The 17,496-nt window shown below is 41.8% G+C and carries 13 protein-coding genes; 11 read left to right on the top strand and 2 right to left on the bottom strand.

Annotated features, from left to right (window positions below):
* Positions 1-153: 153 nt before the first annotated feature.
* Complete coding sequence (locus D8S85_RS18160) at positions 154-885, top strand: hypothetical protein (protein WP_127075481.1); 732 nt, start codon at positions 154-156, stop codon at positions 883-885.
* A gap of 556 nt (positions 886-1,441) precedes the next feature.
* Here the strand turns inward: D8S85_RS18160 and D8S85_RS18155 are convergent.
* On the bottom strand, positions 1,442-2,575 hold the full coding sequence (locus D8S85_RS18155; RefSeq protein WP_106481735.1) for a Kelch repeat-containing protein: 1,134 nt from the start codon (positions 2,573-2,575) through the stop codon (positions 1,442-1,444).
* A gap of 221 nt (positions 2,576-2,796) precedes the next feature.
* On the opposite strand from D8S85_RS18155, the gene D8S85_RS18150 reads away from it, so the two are divergent.
* The 7 genes from D8S85_RS18150 (at position 2,797) to D8S85_RS18120 (ending at position 13,337) form a co-directional block, all read left to right on the top strand.
* Positions 2,797-4,137, top strand: coding sequence for a DUF4270 family protein (locus D8S85_RS18150; protein WP_106481733.1), 1,341 nt, complete (start codon positions 2,797-2,799; stop codon positions 4,135-4,137).
* 33 nt (positions 4,138-4,170) lie between these two features.
* A complete protein-coding gene (locus tag D8S85_RS18145; RefSeq protein ID WP_106481731.1) occupies positions 4,171-5,430 on the top strand; it encodes a hypothetical protein in 1,260 nt (419 codons plus the stop codon).
* A gap of 35 nt (positions 5,431-5,465) precedes the next feature.
* Positions 5,466-6,545, top strand: a complete 1,080-nt coding sequence (locus tag D8S85_RS18140; RefSeq protein ID WP_106481729.1) for a TlpA disulfide reductase family protein — start codon at positions 5,466-5,468, stop codon at positions 6,543-6,545.
* Between the two features lie 89 nt (positions 6,546-6,634).
* Positions 6,635-9,610 (top strand): glycoside hydrolase family 3 N-terminal domain-containing protein, encoded by a 2,976-nt coding sequence (locus D8S85_RS18135; protein ID WP_127075479.1) that lies wholly within the window; start codon positions 6,635-6,637, stop codon positions 9,608-9,610.
* Positions 9,611-9,829: 219 nt separating this feature from the next.
* Positions 9,830-10,519 carry a succinate dehydrogenase cytochrome b subunit gene (locus tag D8S85_RS18130; RefSeq protein WP_106481725.1) on the top strand — a complete coding sequence of 230 codons (690 nt, stop codon included), beginning with the start codon at positions 9,830-9,832 and terminating at the stop codon, positions 10,517-10,519.
* Positions 10,520-10,615: 96 nt separating this feature from the next.
* Entirely contained in the window at positions 10,616-12,556 is a 1,941-nt protein-coding gene (locus D8S85_RS18125; protein WP_106481723.1) for a fumarate reductase/succinate dehydrogenase flavoprotein subunit, read from the top strand.
* A 19-nt stretch (positions 12,557-12,575) separates the two neighbouring features.
* Positions 12,576-13,337 (top strand): succinate dehydrogenase/fumarate reductase iron-sulfur subunit, encoded by a 762-nt coding sequence (locus D8S85_RS18120; protein ID WP_027201261.1) that lies wholly within the window; start codon positions 12,576-12,578, stop codon positions 13,335-13,337.
* 79 nt (positions 13,338-13,416) lie between these two features.
* Here D8S85_RS18120 and D8S85_RS18115 read toward each other — a convergent pair whose 3' ends face one another.
* Entirely contained in the window at positions 13,417-13,701 is a 285-nt protein-coding gene (locus tag D8S85_RS18115) for a hypothetical protein (protein ID WP_127075477.1), read from the bottom strand.
* Positions 13,702-13,833: 132 nt separating this feature from the next.
* Between D8S85_RS18115 and D8S85_RS18110 the strand changes: the two genes are divergently transcribed.
* From D8S85_RS18110 to D8S85_RS18100, 3 genes are read left to right on the top strand one after another with little or no spacing between them, the layout of a single operon-like run.
* A complete protein-coding gene (locus D8S85_RS18110) occupies positions 13,834-14,991 on the top strand; it encodes a helix-turn-helix domain-containing protein (protein ID WP_127075475.1) in 1,158 nt (385 codons plus the stop codon).
* A 47-nt stretch (positions 14,992-15,038) separates the two neighbouring features.
* Positions 15,039-16,688, top strand: a complete 1,650-nt coding sequence (locus D8S85_RS21600) for an SUMF1/EgtB/PvdO family nonheme iron enzyme (protein WP_158641631.1) — start codon at positions 15,039-15,041, stop codon at positions 16,686-16,688.
* 30 nt (positions 16,689-16,718) lie between these two features.
* Entirely contained in the window at positions 16,719-17,495 is a 777-nt protein-coding gene (locus D8S85_RS18100) for an alpha/beta fold hydrolase (protein ID WP_106481716.1), read from the top strand.
* The last annotated feature ends 1 nt before the right edge of the window (position 17,496 follow it).

Raw genomic sequence — 17,496 nt, 5'->3', positions numbered from 1 at the left:
ATTATCAAAATTTAGTCATTTAGTTAAATATCCAAGAAAGTGAGGTGTAATAAAAAGTAAAACAAGTAGCCGAAGAAAAACCGTAATCTTCACGTAAATAGCTCATTTATGTTTCTATATCGGGACTAATATTTATTAATAAAAATCAAAATCATGAGAAAAATTACAATTTTAATCGCCTTGTTCATTGGTGTTATGTTGGGATGTCAAAATTCAGATTTAGAACTAGTTCCGACTGAAAATTTACAGAGCAATGACCCATTTATTCCATTAAGAGAAACATTTGATTTCACTTACAATGGAAAAACTTACTCTTCACCTTTCTATATGGAAAATGACACACTTATGATATTAGAGGATGAAGAAGTTGCAGCAGTCTATAATAGGCTCCAAGAGTTACCAGAATTAGCAACTTATGTTGCTTCTAATGGAGATATAGAATATTACAATTCTTATGAAGAACTGGAGATGAACAAACAATCTAAAGGAGTTAAAAATAAGAATGCTATTTCAAGAATATTTGGGCCTTCATACGAAATCTACATATACGAACATGCAGATTACAACACTCTACGCCAAGGAAGAAAAGCATTGCTTATTCCTCCTGTTGCTATCCCACACCTTGACGCTTACGGTATGAATGACATGATATCATCATTTACAGCAGGCGCTCACAATCTGATGTATTCATCTAATGGCGAGGGAATAACGTTTTTCAGAAATCCCGATTATAAAGCTCAATCCATAACATTTACAGTTAATGGCCTCACCAGTGTGGAATCTGGTTATTACTATTATTGCAAAGTAAGGAATTTTCACGATTATAAAGTAAAAAAAGGAATTAATTGGAACGATCGAATTTCGTCTATCAAGACCTTTGAATAATTAAATATTAAAAACTCAATCGAAATAACCGAGTTTCATCTCTCAAATCTCAATGTTAATTATCTATTAATTAGGGACATATATCCCTAATTAATAGATTTCGTCTTTCATGATGCTCTATCAAAAGCACCACTACTATGACGCCTGCAGACTTCGAATGGCTAACTTTACTCTGTGACTTTCGTAAAAAGGCAACTAATCACCATAATCCGTGCGACCTCTTCGGATAAGGCAATATCTTTCTATACTATACTCTCTTCATTTACGGCAACTACATTCCAAATAGTGATAGAACACATTGATTTGTTTGGCGATTTCATCCATGCTAATATCTTGTATAGTGGTCCTGTCGTCAAGCCAGATGTTTGGCCATGGACGTTCTTTTAGACTCCTCCCTATACATACACCCTTGCCATTGTCTATGTAATTTTCACTATTAAAGTTTGCTCAGGATTTACACCTGTTAGACGTTGCTCAGCCACATCCCCCCAAAAAAAATTCTGACAAGATCATTTCTCTTGTCAGAATTTATAAACCTTTATGTGATCAAACTAAATTAATAGTCGTTTCTACGAGTTTCTTTTATATCTGGGATAAATTTCCAAGTAGAATTGGTAAAGTATCTTGTTGATGAACTTGAAACTGCATCAATTGGATCTATACTAGTACCACCTGTTGTATAATAACCATAACCATCAGCAACAAAAGATACAGCACCAACAACGTTACCTGCAGATGGAGCTAAATCCTCCATTTGATGCCATTGATCTTTTTTATGATTATATTTCCATACAGTTGAAGAACTATTTCCCGTACCAGTTGCAATATAAGCATAATTTTCACCATCCTTCCCTTTATTAGAAACGAAAGATACTGCGAACGCTCTTGGAATCCGATCATAATCTTTATCTTGCTTTACGCCTGGCTTATCAGTTAAAGCTTGCATATTATCCCAAGAAACTTTTCCCTCTCCTAATGGGGTACATTTAATAACATCCTGTGCATATCCAGATCCTTTTGCACCTAAACATACATAAGCAGCACCACCAACGACAAAAGCAGATGCCCCGTATCTTTGATCCCCCTTAAACCCTAACTCGTTCGTATTCCATGTTTCGGTCTTTGGGTCAAAGCAATAAAAATCTTTGAAGAGTAATGCTTTATCAGCACGCCCCGTTCCTACATATCCATAATTATCTAGAGTAAAAGCAACTGCATCTCTACGAGCTTCTCCTGGAAAATCTTCTATTCTTGTCCAAGAATTATCTGTCGGGTCAAAACGATAAAAATCTTTCAAATATTCTTTAGCACGAATTACGTCTGTTCCATCTGATCCCTGTATTTGATTTGCAGAAATATAGCCCAATCCAACATAAGCATAAGTTTTCCCTTCCTTTTCAGCTACAAATGCGACAGCGCCATGGCGTCCCTTTCCCGGAAAATTATCTGGAACATCAGTCCAAGTTCCCTCTTTCAAATTATACTTTTTAAAATCTGTATATTCTGCTAAATCAACTCCGAATCCAGTTCCAACATAAGCGTAATCTCCAATAACAAATGATACAGCTTGGTTACGTAATCTACCGCTAAATTCAGGAGCTTTCTCCCAGTCACCTAAATGATCATCATCATCACAAGCGACAAAAGCGAATCCTAAAATGGCTAGTACTAATAAACTAAATGTTCTCATACTTTTTCTACTTGATTATTTTATTTGCAATATTCTATAATATTTTCTCTAATTCAAAAGGCAAAACTACATATTTTATCATGAAATCCAACAAAACGATGACAGAAATGTCACGCATTCTTTTTTTTTAACCTCTCATTAGATAAAATACAACTTCAAATATCGATTTTTTAGAAAATAGTTATACCTTCGCATCTTGTTATAAAACAAAATCAAGAAACATGAGAATATTCTTTATCGCATTTTTTTTGTTATCATTATATGCGTGTGACAATGACCTTACAACGATTGGTGATAATTTAATTCCCAACGACCACTATGTAGAAGTAACACGTTTTATTTTAGACGAAACTTCTACAATTAAATTAGATTCATTTCCGACATCTAACATGTCAACGACTAGTGCTTTCCAGCTCACTATGGGGAAAATTAAAGATTACTATACTGGTGTCACCAAGGCAATACCTTATTTTCAAGTAAACCCAACTGGTTTCGCTAGTAATGTCACGTGGGAAACTAATTGTGTATTTGATTCTTTAATACTAACAATCCCTAATCCTCAAACATTAGCAGGAGATACCACAAAATATCAAGCATTCGATTTATACCAATTAGACAAACACATGATTTATAATATAGATAATCCTATATTCTGTAATATCGATTCTTTACCATGGTATAAAAAACTCGCAACATTAAATATTTATCCACAAAAAGAAAATTATACAAGAGAACTTTATTTTAAAATAAATGACACTATCGGTCAAAATCTATTTAACCGAATGAGATCTCGTGATCCCATGTTTGAGGAAAAACTTGGAATAAATTACCTATTTATGGATTATTTAAAAGGATTTGCCATTGTTCCCCAAGAACACAATTCAGTATTAACATCACTATCGGCTACCGATATACAACTTCGCTGCTATTATCACATTGGATCAAAAGAAGGATTATATTTTTCAATGCCAACATTTTCTTCCGGATCTTATGCTTATACAAATATTAAATATGAAGCATCAGAAAATTTTCCATTAAAAAATGCAACATTTACAGATGCTATACCTTTTCAAGAAGGGAGAATGGCTATCATAGAAGGAATGAATGGTTTCATGTTGAAGATGAAAATACCGTTTATTGCAGATGAGACCAGATACAAAACGATTGTAAAAGCAGAAATTGAATTACGACCTAAAACTGAAATATGGGAGAATATCCCAGAACCTCAATTATTAAGTGTATACATTGTCAGTAAAGACAATTACGTCAAGCAAGTTTTAACTGATAATTCATCAAATAATATATATGGAGTTCTTTCTCAAAATGTAATGGATATTAATAGTAAAAAGTATACTATAGATCTTACAGATTTTTATATTAAACAAGTAGAAGGAGTTCACCCTCTAGACAAAGAGATATACCTATTAATAGGTCTGCCAGGTTATATTTATTCTCCATGGGACGGGTATCAAATTTTTACTGGAGATGTTTACAACAAATTTCGACGGGTTATTTTTGAAGAATTACCTGTATTCAGCATATATTATAGTAATTATAAGTAAACGAATTATTACGTAGTGTCAAAAATGAAACTTATGAGAAAGTTATTAGGATGTATCATTATTTTATTGATAGCAATAAATACTTGGGCGCAAAATAATTCAGGAACACCTTATTCAAAAGAAGGTTTTGGATTATTGCCTGACAATTACGGAGCGTTTACAGGAATGGGAGGAGTTTCTGCCGCCATGCGCGATAATTACAATATCAATTTTTTAAATCCAGCTTCTTACACAGCCTTAGATTCTGTCAGATTTTATTTTCAATCAGGAATTACTGGAGAATATGTTGATATTTCAACTAACAAGACGCATACAAACTATAAAGTTGCTCAAAATGGAGAAGTCGTAATGGCATTCCGTGTTTACAAAAAATTATTTGTATCATTTGGTATTCTTCAGCGATCAAATCGAGGATTTGACGTATTATATAACAATGATGTACGAGGTGACTATTCTATGCGTTATATCCAACATATCGAAGGAGAAGGTGGATTAAATGAAGTTTATTTAGGGGCAGCTTATCAACTGGGACGCCTATCCTTAGGGGTAAACATGTCTTATTTATTTGGGAGAATTGATGATCGCTTGACATTGGTTTTACAACCTGCCACTAGCGGCTATTATATGAAAACGCAAACTGTTACCCAAATGGGAAGTGCTCTATTTACATTAGGAGCACAAATGCCGTTTTCTATTGGTGGAAAAAATAAATTTGTAATAGGTACAAGTTTTAATTTTGGAACCCCGCTTCACGCCAATCAGACTTTTGTTTCATACAAAATAAGTAATACTAATTCATCCATGATTCCAGTTGACAATGAATCTTTGGAAAATAGTAGCGTCTTTTACCCATTTAGAATTGTAACAGGACTTTCTTACCAAAGTAATCAAAAATGGCTTTTTGCCGGAGATTACACATTTCAAAATATGTCACAATATGAAGAATTCCACACAAACAAGGAGTATCAAAACTATCATAAGATAGCCATGGGGGCATATCTACAACCCAACGAGAATGGGCGTTATTGGTGGCAAAGAAATAAGTATATGGCAGGAACTTATTTTACCAGATCACATCTTAATTTCAACTCCACCGACATAAACACTTACGGCGTGACCATCGGAACCCAGATGCCTCTTCGCCTGGCCCGTCAGGAGTTGATGTTGGGAGTCGCCGTTGATTTAGGTATGCGCGGAACTCACCGGAATAACCAAATTTTGGAGAAATACGCAAAATTAAGAATAAACATTGCCTTTAAAGAGATCTGGTTTATGAAAGCTAAGATTTATTAAAGACAACATATTTCATATTTAGAAAACTAAAACACATGAGAAAACTTTTATTATCAATCGTTGCTGCAAGTATGACTCTTGCAGCATGTAACGCCCAAAGTGGTTACAAAGTAACCGGAACGGTAGAAGGAATGCCGGACGGTAAAGCCATTATCGCAACGGTTAATGGCAGTACTCTTGACACGTTAGCAAAAGCAGACGTGAAGAACGGTTCATTTGAATTTACCGGAAACGTAAGCGAACCTACCGGAGCTTACATCATGGTTATCGGTCAAAGAGGAGCGATCCCATTCATGTTGGAAAATGCAAACATCACGATCAGTGCCGGACAAGCAGGATTGACGGTTACCGGTAGCGAAGGTCAAAAAATATATGACCAATTCATGGCTATCAACGCAACAGCTCAACAAGAAGCCATGAAGTTGCAACAAGAATTCCAAGCAGCTAACGGAGATCAGGCTAAAATTCAAGCCATCCAAGAAGCATACGCTAAATTAATGACGGATGTTCAAGCTAAAGAAACCGAATTAATCAAAGCTAATCCGGATTCTTACGTTTCAGCTTTCGTTATCGCTTCCGGCATGGGACAAATGGAATACGAGCAATTGAAAGAAAGATATAATTTACTGGGCGAAAAAGCAAAAGCTGGCGCACAAGGTAAAGCTATCGCTGCTCAAATTGCTAAATTAGAAAGCACTGCCATTGGCCAAATCGCTCCTAACTTCACGATCACTACCCCGGAAGGAGAGTCTATCTCTTTGTATGACATCAAGGGTAAAGTGAAATTAATCGATTTCTGGGCTTCATGGTGTGGTCCTTGCCGCGGAGAGAATCCTCATGTAGTTGAGATCTACAAAGAATATCACCCGAAAGGATTGGAAATCTTCGGTGTATCTTTGGACAACAACAAAGAGGCTTGGGTGAAAGCTATCGCTGATGACGGTTTGGTATGGAAACACGGTTCCGACTTGAAAGGTTGGCAATCAGCTCCTGCTCAATTGTACAGTGTAACCGGAATTCCTCACACGGTATTATTAGACGAAAATAACAAAATCATTGCCAAGAATTTAAGAGGCGATGAATTAAAACAAAAGATTGCTGAATTATTGAAATAATTTTCAAGCTATCGATACAAGTGCGGCAAACATAAATTGATTGCCGCACTTTTTTTAACCAACCTCTAACGCTAAAATTTGCAACTACCATGCACAAGCTCCTTTCCGCAATCGGACTATTTTGCATGCTCCTCCCCTCATTTCACGGTCAAGCCCAGTCCGCGTGGGCCGATTCGACATTAAATACCATGAGCCTGGATGAAAAGATCGGACAGCTGATCATGGTTGCCGCCTACAGCAACAAAGACAGCGTGTACGAAAACCACTTAGGAGCTACCGTTGAAAAATATCATATCGGGGGAATCATTTTCTTTCAAGGCAGTCCCCTAAAGCAGGCTTTGATGACAAATAAATACCAGCAAAGCGCAAAAATTCCACTCATGATCGGGATGGATGCCGAAAATGGGGTCGGTTGGCGGATTAAGCCCGCCATGGAATTTCCCAACCAGACCTTATTGGGAGCCATTCGAGACACGAATCTGATTTACCGTCTGGGAGCAGCCATCGGACAGCAATGCCGCGCCATGGGCATTCACGTGAACTTTGCCCCCGTGGCCGATATAAACGTTAACCCCAAAAATCCGGTGATCGGCATTCGGTCGTTCGGTGAAAAGAAAGAGGAGGTTGGCAACCGCACCCTGCAATACATGCGAGGCCTGCAATCCCAGCACGTGATGGCCGTGGCCAAACACTTCCCGGGACACGGGGACACGGACGTCGATTCACACTTGGCATTACCCCTGATCCGTCACACGGTAGCACGTATTGACACGGTTGAGTTGTATCCCTTCCGCCAGCTTTTCGAGGCAGGAATACCGGGAGTCATGATTGCCCACTTAAACGTACCTTCCTACGATTCGGCCAATATCCCGGCTTCTTTATCCAAACAGATCGTCACGGATCTGCTACGCGAGAAATTGCACTTCGACGGTCTTTGTTTCACGGACGCCATGAATATGAAAGGTGTCACCCAAGGAAAGACTCCCGGGGATGCTGATGTCAAGGCGCTGGCAGCAGGCAACGACGTGCTGTTGTTCCCAGAAGACGTGGAGGCCTCCGTGAAGAAGATCAAAGCAGCCATCCAGCAAGGCATTCTCTCGGAAGAAATGATCCATGAAAAATGCCGCAAAGTCCTCGAAGCAAAAGCCGAATTTGTGCTCCCGTATGCTACTCCCGTGGATACAGTCCGGCTGACCGAACGATTAAGTTCTCCATCTGCCCAAGCATTATTACAAGAGGCATACGCCAAAGCGATCACGCTCGTGAAAAATGACGATCTCTTACTCCCACTGACACACGTGGACACGCTACGTATAGCCTCTTTGAATTTTGGCGACCGGAAAGCGACCGCTTTCGAGAGTACCTTGGAGAAATACGCTCCTTGTGCCCACTTTTCTCTATCGCCCGGATCCTCAAAAGAGAAAGTGGAACAACTGATCAAAAATCTATCAAAATACAATTGTGTCATCCTGTACAACAGTGCCGCCCGTAACATGGCCTCCCGACAATTCGGGGCGACCATGGAACTTGTCAATATCATCAAGCAACTGAAAGGGAAACATATCGTGTTCTGCCATCCGGCCACGCCTTACGGGCTCGACCTGTACAGCTACCTCCCCATGGATGCCATCATCGTGAGCTATTCACATGACACTCCCGCCCAGCAGTTTGCCGCCCAAGCCATTTTCGGGGGCATCAACGTGAACGGGAAATTGCCCGTGAGCATCAACCTCTACTATCCCGCGGGTACCGGGTTGTCCACCCCGAAATTACGGTTGGGATATTACCGGCCGGAAAGTTGCGGCATGAATTCTCAGACGCTGCTTAAAATTGACAGCATATGCCAAGCCGCCATAAAAACAAAGGCCACGCCCGGTTGTCAGGTACTCGTGGCAAAAGACGGTTACATTGTCTACAACAAAGCCTTTGGCTTCAACACGTATGATAAAAAAAAGAAAAACACGACCGACAATATATACGACATTGCCTCTATCACGAAAATTGCGGCCACCCTTCCGGCTGTCATGATGCTTTATGACCAGCAACATATAGCGCTCGACTCCCCGATTGTCCGATACTCTTACGCGCTTCGGGAAACCGACAAGCAAGATATCACCGTCAAGGAATTGTTGCTGCACACGTCCGGACTAAAGGCATCTTTTTCTTTCTTCCAGCACGCGATTGACTGGGACAAGATGCAAGGCCGGTTATTCACGACAAAATACACGAAAACCAATACCCGCAAACTCCGGGATCGACTCTACGTAAATCCCAAATTCACGTACCGGGACAGCACGTTCAATTTCACGGGAGGCGAAGGCTACCTGGTTGTTTCCCCACATTTTTATATTCACAAACATTTCCAGGATTCCATTCACGACTTGATTTTAAACTCCAAATTGCTGCCCCAGAAAAAATACACGTACAGCGACCTTGGATTCGTGTTGTTAAAGGACATCGTGGAAGCACAGTCCGCCACCCCTTTTGACGTTTATTGCCGGAAACATTTCTTTAAAAGACTGGGAGCCTATAACACGGACTTCAACGCTCATTTTAATCTTGACATGAAAAGAGTGGTCCCCACTAATAAAGATGATATTTTCAGAAAATCCCAACTACACGGGTACGTGCATGACCCGATCGCGGCACTCATGGGCGGTGTGTCCGGAAATGCCGGTTTATTTTCCACCGCGGAAGACCTGGCCAAAATCATGAGTGTTTACTTGAACCGCGGCACGTACGGGGGAGAACGTTTCATCGATTCGACGACAATTGACCTTTTCACTCAAACCCAATTACCTCTCGAACAGAACAGACGGGGACTCGGGTTCGACAAACCGGAAACCCTGCCCAACAAATTAGGCCCAACCTGCAAGGAAGCCCCTTGCTCCAGCTACGGGCACACGGGATTCACGGGAGCCATCGCATGGAATGACCCGGACAATCAATTGATATATATCTTTCTATCCAACCGGCTTTATCCCAACGAATTCAATGACAAACTGATCAAAGACAATATCCGTACTAAAATTCAAGAAGTTATTTATAAAGCAATGGACAACTGAGTTCGTAAACTAAAAAAGTCGAAAGTCCATGGACTTTATAGACTTTTGACCTTATGGACTTCCGACTTTTATACTCTTTTTCAACCTCCTTCATTACGGAAAAAATTCAGTATATTTAGAATGATTTTAAAATAGGCAAACCCGTTTAAAATGACGGAAAAATAGATACTTTTGTGCCAGATAAAGAATTTAAATAGTTATCAATAAATAGACCCAATTATGAGTAATTTCTTAACATCGTCGATCGGGAAAAAGATCATTCTGAGTTTATCAGGCCTTTTTCTTATTGCGTTTTTGTGCGTCCACTTAGCACTGAATCTACTTTTGATTGTAGATAATAGTGGAGATTTGTTTAATATCGGAGCCCATTTCATGGCTACAAATCCTATCATTAAAATCGTAGAGCCGATTCTTGCCATAGGATTCATTATCCATATCATCTTGGCTTCTATCCTGACTCTTCAAAACAGAAGCGCACGTCCTATCAAGTACGATCTTCGCAGACAATCAGGGAATTGTACATGGTCATCCAGAAACATGTACATCTTGGGTGGTTTGGTTTTGATCTTCTTACTTGTTCACCTTTGGAACTTCTGGTGGAAAATCAAGTTTGCCGGGGATCCTCTTTTAGCAGAGATCAACGTAGACGGTACTGCCATGGAAAACACCTACGCTTTGGTTTCCGGACTATTTAAATCAAGTATCATCTATTGCTTGCTTTACATCTTGGGAGGTATCTTCTTGGGATTGCACTTGACCCACGGTTTCTGGTCTGCTTTCCAATCTATCGGTTTCTGTAACCAAATTTGGAGAAAAAGACTGGAATGCTTGGCTAAAATCTTCGCTTTCATCATTGCTGCAGGCTTTAGCATCATTCCGCTTTATTTCATGCTTGGACTGGCAAACTAACAACAATTTTAAATTTATAGATTGTAGATTTTAAATTGCATGAATCAACGATCTAAATTTAAAATTTAAAACTTAAAATTTAAAATTACTAAGGTTATGACAGAATTAAACGCTAAAATACCAGCAGGCCCACTAGCCCAGAAATGGTCGAATCACAAAGCCCATATCAATGTTGTGAGCCCTGCTAACAAAAGAAAACTTGATGTTATTATCGTGGGTACTGGACTTGCCGGAGGATCGGCTGCTGCCAGTCTTGCTGAACTAGGATACAATGTAACCACATTCTGCTATCAAGACTCTCCCCGTCGTGCACACTCTATCGCTGCACAAGGTGGTATCAACGCTGCCAAGAATTACACGAATGATAACGACTCTATATATAGGCTATTTTATGAAACTATCAAAGGTGGTGACTACCGTGCTCGTGAAGCTAACGTGTATCGTTTGGCAGAGGTAAGTAATGCCATCATTGACCAGTGTGTGGCTCAAGGTGTACCGTTTGCCCGTGATTACGGCGGTCTTTTGGACAACCGTTCTTTCGGAGGAGCATTGGTTAGCCGTACATTCTATGCTCGCGGTCAGACCGGACAACAATTGTTGTTAGGATGCTATGGGGCAATGAACCGCCAGATTGAAAAAGGCAAAATCAAATCATATACCCGTCACGAAGTGCTGGATGTTGTTATCGTGGACGGAAAAGCAAGAGGTGTTATTGCCCGTGACTTAGTCACTGGAAAGATCGAACGCTTCGGTGCTCATGCCGTGGTACTGGCTACCGGAGGATACGGAAACGTGTTCTTCTTGTCAACCAATGCTATGGGATGTAACGGTAGTGCTGCTTGGCAAGCTTACAAACGCGGTGCCATGTTCGGAAATCCTTGTTTCGTGCAAATCCACCCGACTTGTATCCCCGTACACGGAGACCAACAAAGTAAGTTGACTTTGATGTCCGAATCATTACGTAATGACGGACGTGTTTGGGTTCCGAAAAAATTGGAAGATGCCAAGAAATTACAAGCCGGCACGTTAAACCCGAACGATATTCCGGACGAGGATCGTGACTTCTACCTGGAACGTCGTTACCCGGCATTCGGGAACTTGGTTCCGCGTGACGTGGCATCCCGTGCCGCTAAAGAGAGATGCGACGCCGGATTCGGAGTAAACAACACCGGTAAAGCCGTGTTCCTGGACTTCAAATACGCTATCGAACGTTTAGGAAGACACGTGATCGAGGAACGTTACGGAAACTTGTTCCAGATGTACGAAAAGATCACTGCTGTTGACCCGTACCACAATCCGATGATGATTTACCCGGCTATCCACTACTCTATGGGAGGTCTTTGGGTTGACTATAACTTGATGACTACCATCCCGGGATTGTACGCTATCGGAGAATGTAACTTCTCTGACCACGGTGCAAACCGTTTGGGAGCATCTGCTTTGATGCAAGGCTTGGCTGACGGTTATTTCGTGTTACCGTACACGATTGGAGATTATCTCGCCCATGATATTCAAACCCCGAAAATCAAAACAAATACACCGGAATTCGACGCGGCCGAAAAGAATGTTACCGATCGTCTGCGTAAATTGTACGACATCAAGGGTACGAAATCACCGGATCACTTCCACAAAATGTTGGGACACATCATGTGGGATTACATCGGAATGGCTCGCGAGGCCGAGGGCTTGAAGAAAGCAATCCAATTGATTGCCGAATTGAAAGAAGAGTTTTACAAGGATTTGCGCATAACCGGAGAGTTTACTGCGATGAACAACGAGCTTGAAAAAGCCGGACGTGTGGCAGACTTCATCGATATCGCACACTTGATGGCTTTGGATGCCTTGAATCGTAACGAATCCTGTGGAGGTCACTTCCGCTTGGAATCAGTTACCGAGGAAGGTGAAGCAAAACGTGATGACGAGCACTATCAGTACGTTTCCGTTTGGGAATACAAGGGAGATGACAAAGAACCTGAATTACACAAGGAAGACCTTGTATTTGAAAACATCCAAGTAGCTCAACGTTCTTATAAATAATCTTAAATGAAAAATCGTTATGGCAGATAAAATATTAAAAGAACTAACCCTAAAGATCTGGCGTCAAAAAGATGCAAAATCAAAAGGTGGGTTTGAAACTTACAAGATTCATGATATTTCAACCGGTAGCTCATTCCTTGAAATGCTTGACATTTTGAATGAACAACTGGTTAGCGAGAACAAAGAACCGGTGGCTTTCGATCACGATTGTCGCGAAGGTATCTGTGGAACCTGTAGTTTATTCATCGATGGACGCGCACACGGACCAGATGATGACGTGACCACTTGTCAATTACACATGCGCCGTTTCGAGGATGGGGCAACCATCACGATCGAACCGTGGCGTTGCGGGGCTTTCCCAGTAATCAAAGACTTGATCGTAGACCGCGGTGCTTATGAGAAAATTCTGCAGGCTGGAGGATACGTTTCAGTAAACACCGGTGGTGTTCCTGACGGAAATGCAATTCCAATCGCCAAGCCGGCTGCCGACGAGGCTATGGATGCAGCCGCTTGTATCGGTTGCGGAGCTTGTGCCGCCACTTGTAAGAACTCTTCAGCCATGCTTTTCGTGGCTGCAAAAGTTTCTCAGTTGGCCCTTCTTCCGCAAGGGAAAATCGAAGCTGCTCGCCGTGCTAAAGCGATGGTGGCTAAAATGGATGAACTCGGATTCGGTAACTGTACCAACACGGGTGCCTGCGAATCAGAGTGTCCGAAGAGCATCTCTATCGAGCATATCGCTCGCTTGAACAGAGAGTTCTTGAAAGCTAAATTGAAAGACTAGTACAGTTGGACGATTTAACACGATGATGTATATAAAAGGGTCCGGTATTGCACCGGACTCTTTTCTTTTAGCCTTGTTTTTATTCTCCAGCTTCCCGGTAATAAACAGAGGGTGTGTCACTACCCCCTCCAACTCTCCCCCTTACACAGGGGGAGAGTTGGTACTTCTTCTTGAAGATTGTGTATATTTCAGCTCTCCCTCTGTTTATAGAGGGAAACCACCGGGTAAGCGAGAACAGACGAAGAGCTTGCTCGGAATCTGTCAAACGAAAGGTGGTTCGAGTCCCTTTCGGGCTCAATACGGCGAAGCCGGGAGGGAGTTGAATCTGCGGAAGAAAAAGCCCCTCTTTTTCATTGTTGCTCAAAAAATATTTTTATAATTTTGCACGTGGGTGATGGCGCTTTTATGGTATTGTTTAGCATTATAAAGGACACGCACATACAAGCCGTGTTGCCCAATTACAGTAAATGATCAAAATCAACCGACGGATGTTGTAATGGAGCACATGATATATAGTTATTCACTTTGCGTTGCCTTGCCGTTGATGTTATTCTTCGGCTTTTCTTTTTTGTTCTCAAAAACTCCGGACAAAAATATTTTTAATAATTATCTGCGCTCACGACGTATTATGGGGGTAGCCCTGTTGTTGCTCGCGGTGAACTACTCCATGCACTTTTTCTTCGAAATCAGGTATCTGAATCCTAACGCAGCTATATTGATGAACCTGACCACCTATTTCTTGTGTTACTGGCTCTTCAGTTCGGCACTGACGTCTCTGCTCAACCGATTCTACATTACGCGGAAAAGGTTTGGCATCCATATCGGCATGTGGATATCGTTCTCATTACTTTCCGGGATCGTACTATTTGTCCTGCCCGAAGGGATGGTACAAAAGGTGGGCTTGATCGCCATGGCGATATGGCTGATCATTTATGGCCTTGTTTTGTCCCGAAGACTTCTTCTCGCCTACAAAAAGGCCGTTACGATTTTAAACAATTCTTTTTCGGATGACATCGGGACATACATCCATTGGATGTCCGTCTTTACCTATTGGGCCATCATATTCGGCGTAGGATGCGGGGCGCTAACTTTTCTCCCGGACAAATATATTTTTATATGGATTCTTTCTTCAGTTCCATTTTACATTTACCTCTATATCTGTTACCAGAATTACCTGCTGTTTTACGAGCAAGTGGAAAACGCGATGGAAAATGAAATGCCTTCGGAAAATGAAGTCTTATACACCCCTGAACAGGAAGACGGGAATACCCATGAGTTGCCCGGTAACTCGACCGAAATAATCGGGAAGAGAATCAACGCGTGGATAAACATGGACAAGTATGTTCATCCGGGACTTACCATAACAGAACTCTCTAAAGAGCTTCACACAAACCGTACTTACCTTTCGACATATATAAACACGGAGTATAATATGTCTTTCCGCAACTGGATTACCGAACTGCGCATGGAATATGCCAAGCGAAAGATTATTCAATACCCTGAGAAAACCATTGTTGAAATAGCCGGGATATCAGGCTTTTTGTCAATGAGCCATTTCATAAAGACATTCAAAGAAAAAGAGGGTTGTTCTCCGTCCACATGGAAGAAGACGAATCAAGGGAACAAGAAAAAAGCAGATCATGAAACGTGCTAAAACGATAAAGATATACTAAAACAACAAAAATAAAATATACCCAAAATATGAACAAACGATTGAATTTATTCCTGTTATTGTCCGGCTTGCTTTCCATGATAGCCGGTTGCAGCGAAGAAAGCTTTAACAGCGATACGACCGGAAGCGGGGACATACGTTTCGATATCGGGTTCACTTCCGCCGCGAGAGTAGCAACAGACGCGGAATTTGAAAGTACCTGGGAGAAAGGCGACGCTATCGGTATTTTTGCCTACGACGCCAATAACAATTTAGTTCTCAATAACGCAAAAGTGACCTATGACGGTTCCGAATGGAATAGTAGTGACGGTTTGTACTGGAAAGGCAAAACATTGAAATTCTATGCCTATTATCCTTACGACGCAACGGTATCCGATCCGGCAGACATTACATTTCAAGTAAAATCAGACCAAAGCGGTACGACGGGCGAGGACAATGATAAACAATCCAATTACAGCCTTTCCGATCTGATGACAGCAACGAACACGCAGGGCCTATCAGTAGGTTCTACAGTTTCCCTGTCATTTAAACATGAATTTGTCATGATCCAAGTAGAAGTTCCGGCTCAGGCACTGGGGAAAGGTTTGGGTGCGAGCGAAAACATGACCGTAAGCCTTAAAGGTGTACAGACAGGAGCAACACTAAATCTAACAAGCGAGAATACTCCCATCGTGCAAACAAAAACCGAAACGGGGAACGTGAAAATGTACCTTACCGGAAAACCGGGTACGGATGGTTACAACAATTACACGTACCGGGCAGTCATTCCCGTACAGACGCTACAAGGCGGTTCGGATTTGTTCCTGATTTCTAACGAGGGGGTACTTTACAAAGGTAGCGGTCCTGATGCGGAGTTGGAATTGCAAGCCGAAAAAGCAGTAATTTTTACCCGTTCGTTGCCGAACGATATTAAAAATTTGCATAGGGTACTTATTCCTGCCGGCAAGTTTATGATGGGTGATGCAGAGAGTATTTACGCATCTATGAAGCCCGTTCATGAAGTAACCTTATCGCATGATTTTTATATGACCAAATACGAGATAACCAACGCCCAGTATGCAGCTTTCCTAAATGCAACGGGAGTCGGAGAAGACGGTAAGGGACAGGTTTCCTATCCCGACGGAAAGGGCAATGAGCAGACAGAAGAACAGGCGTTGATTAAGATAGATACAGATGGAGTGAACTACGAAAACGGTACGTGGAAACCGCAAGACGGCAAGGATGATTTTCCTGTCATTAACGTAACATGGTACGGAGCTAAGGCTTATGCCGACTGGGTAGGCGGCAGTTTGCCAACCGATGCGCAGTGGGAGTATGCCTGCCGTGCAGGAACTACGACAACATACTCTTTCGGAGACGACAGCAACGAACTCGGTACATATGCATGGTTCAGCTACAACTCGGGAAGAAAAACACACGAAGTCGGAACCAAGGCTCCCAACTCGTGGGGACTTTACGACATGCACGGAAACGTGAATGAGTGGTGTGCCGATTGGTTCGATTACTATTCAGACGATGCTGTTACCGATCCTACAGGGCCTGCAACAGGTAGTTTCCGCATAGCGCGCGGCGGCTCATATACAGGGAATCCGCAGATGTGCAGTTCGGCCTATCGTCTCAACCGCAAACCAGATGAAATAAACACCACCTATGGTTTCCGTGTGGTCTTTTTGCCTTAGTTCACCAGTCTGAAATCACACCGCAATAATATGAAATTATTTTTTCGTACCATTGGAGAGGGGACTCCTTTAATTATACTACACGGTTTATGGGGGGCATCTGAAAATTGGCTCCCCATTGCCCATCTATTAGAAGATAAATTCCAAGTCATTTTACCGGATGTCCGTAATCACGGTCAATCCCCCCACGACGAGGCTATGAATTACGAAGTGATGAGTAATGATGTCATCGAACTCATTGAAGACCTGAAACTCCCCGTACGGCCTCATATCATGGGACACTCCATGGGTGGCAAGATCGTGATGGCTTTGTTACTCAAAAGACCGGAACTCGTGAATAAAGCCATTGTCGTGGATATCGCCCCGATATCGTATTCCCAACGAGATGGGGGAAGCCATAACCGGATTATCGATTTCATGACAAATTTCGATCTTTCCCGTTTACACAGCCGTGAAGAAATCAAGGAGGCCATTCGGCAACATTTCAGAACGGAACGTTCTCAACAGTTGTTTTTGAAAAATATTAAAAAGACGCCTTCCGGTTTCGAGTGGAAAATCAACCACCAAGTCATCAGTAAACACTTTGACGAGATTAGCGGTTGTCCGTCTTCACTACCCTACAAGACGTACGATAAAGAAATCCTGTTCATTAAAGGCGAACAATCCAACTTGATCACCGGAATGGAATGCCTGCAAAAAGAATTTCCGGCTGCCCGCCTTATCGAACTTCCACAGTGTGGACATTGGATTCATAGCGAACAACCGGAAAAACTGGTTCAGGCAGTTAGAAATTTTCTTCTAGAATAAT

The organism is Butyricimonas faecalis (assembly GCF_003991565.1).
Taxonomy (GTDB): Bacteria; Bacteroidota; Bacteroidia; order Bacteroidales; family Marinifilaceae; genus Butyricimonas; species Butyricimonas faecalis.
This window is presented reverse-complemented; position numbering and strand designations above follow the sequence as displayed.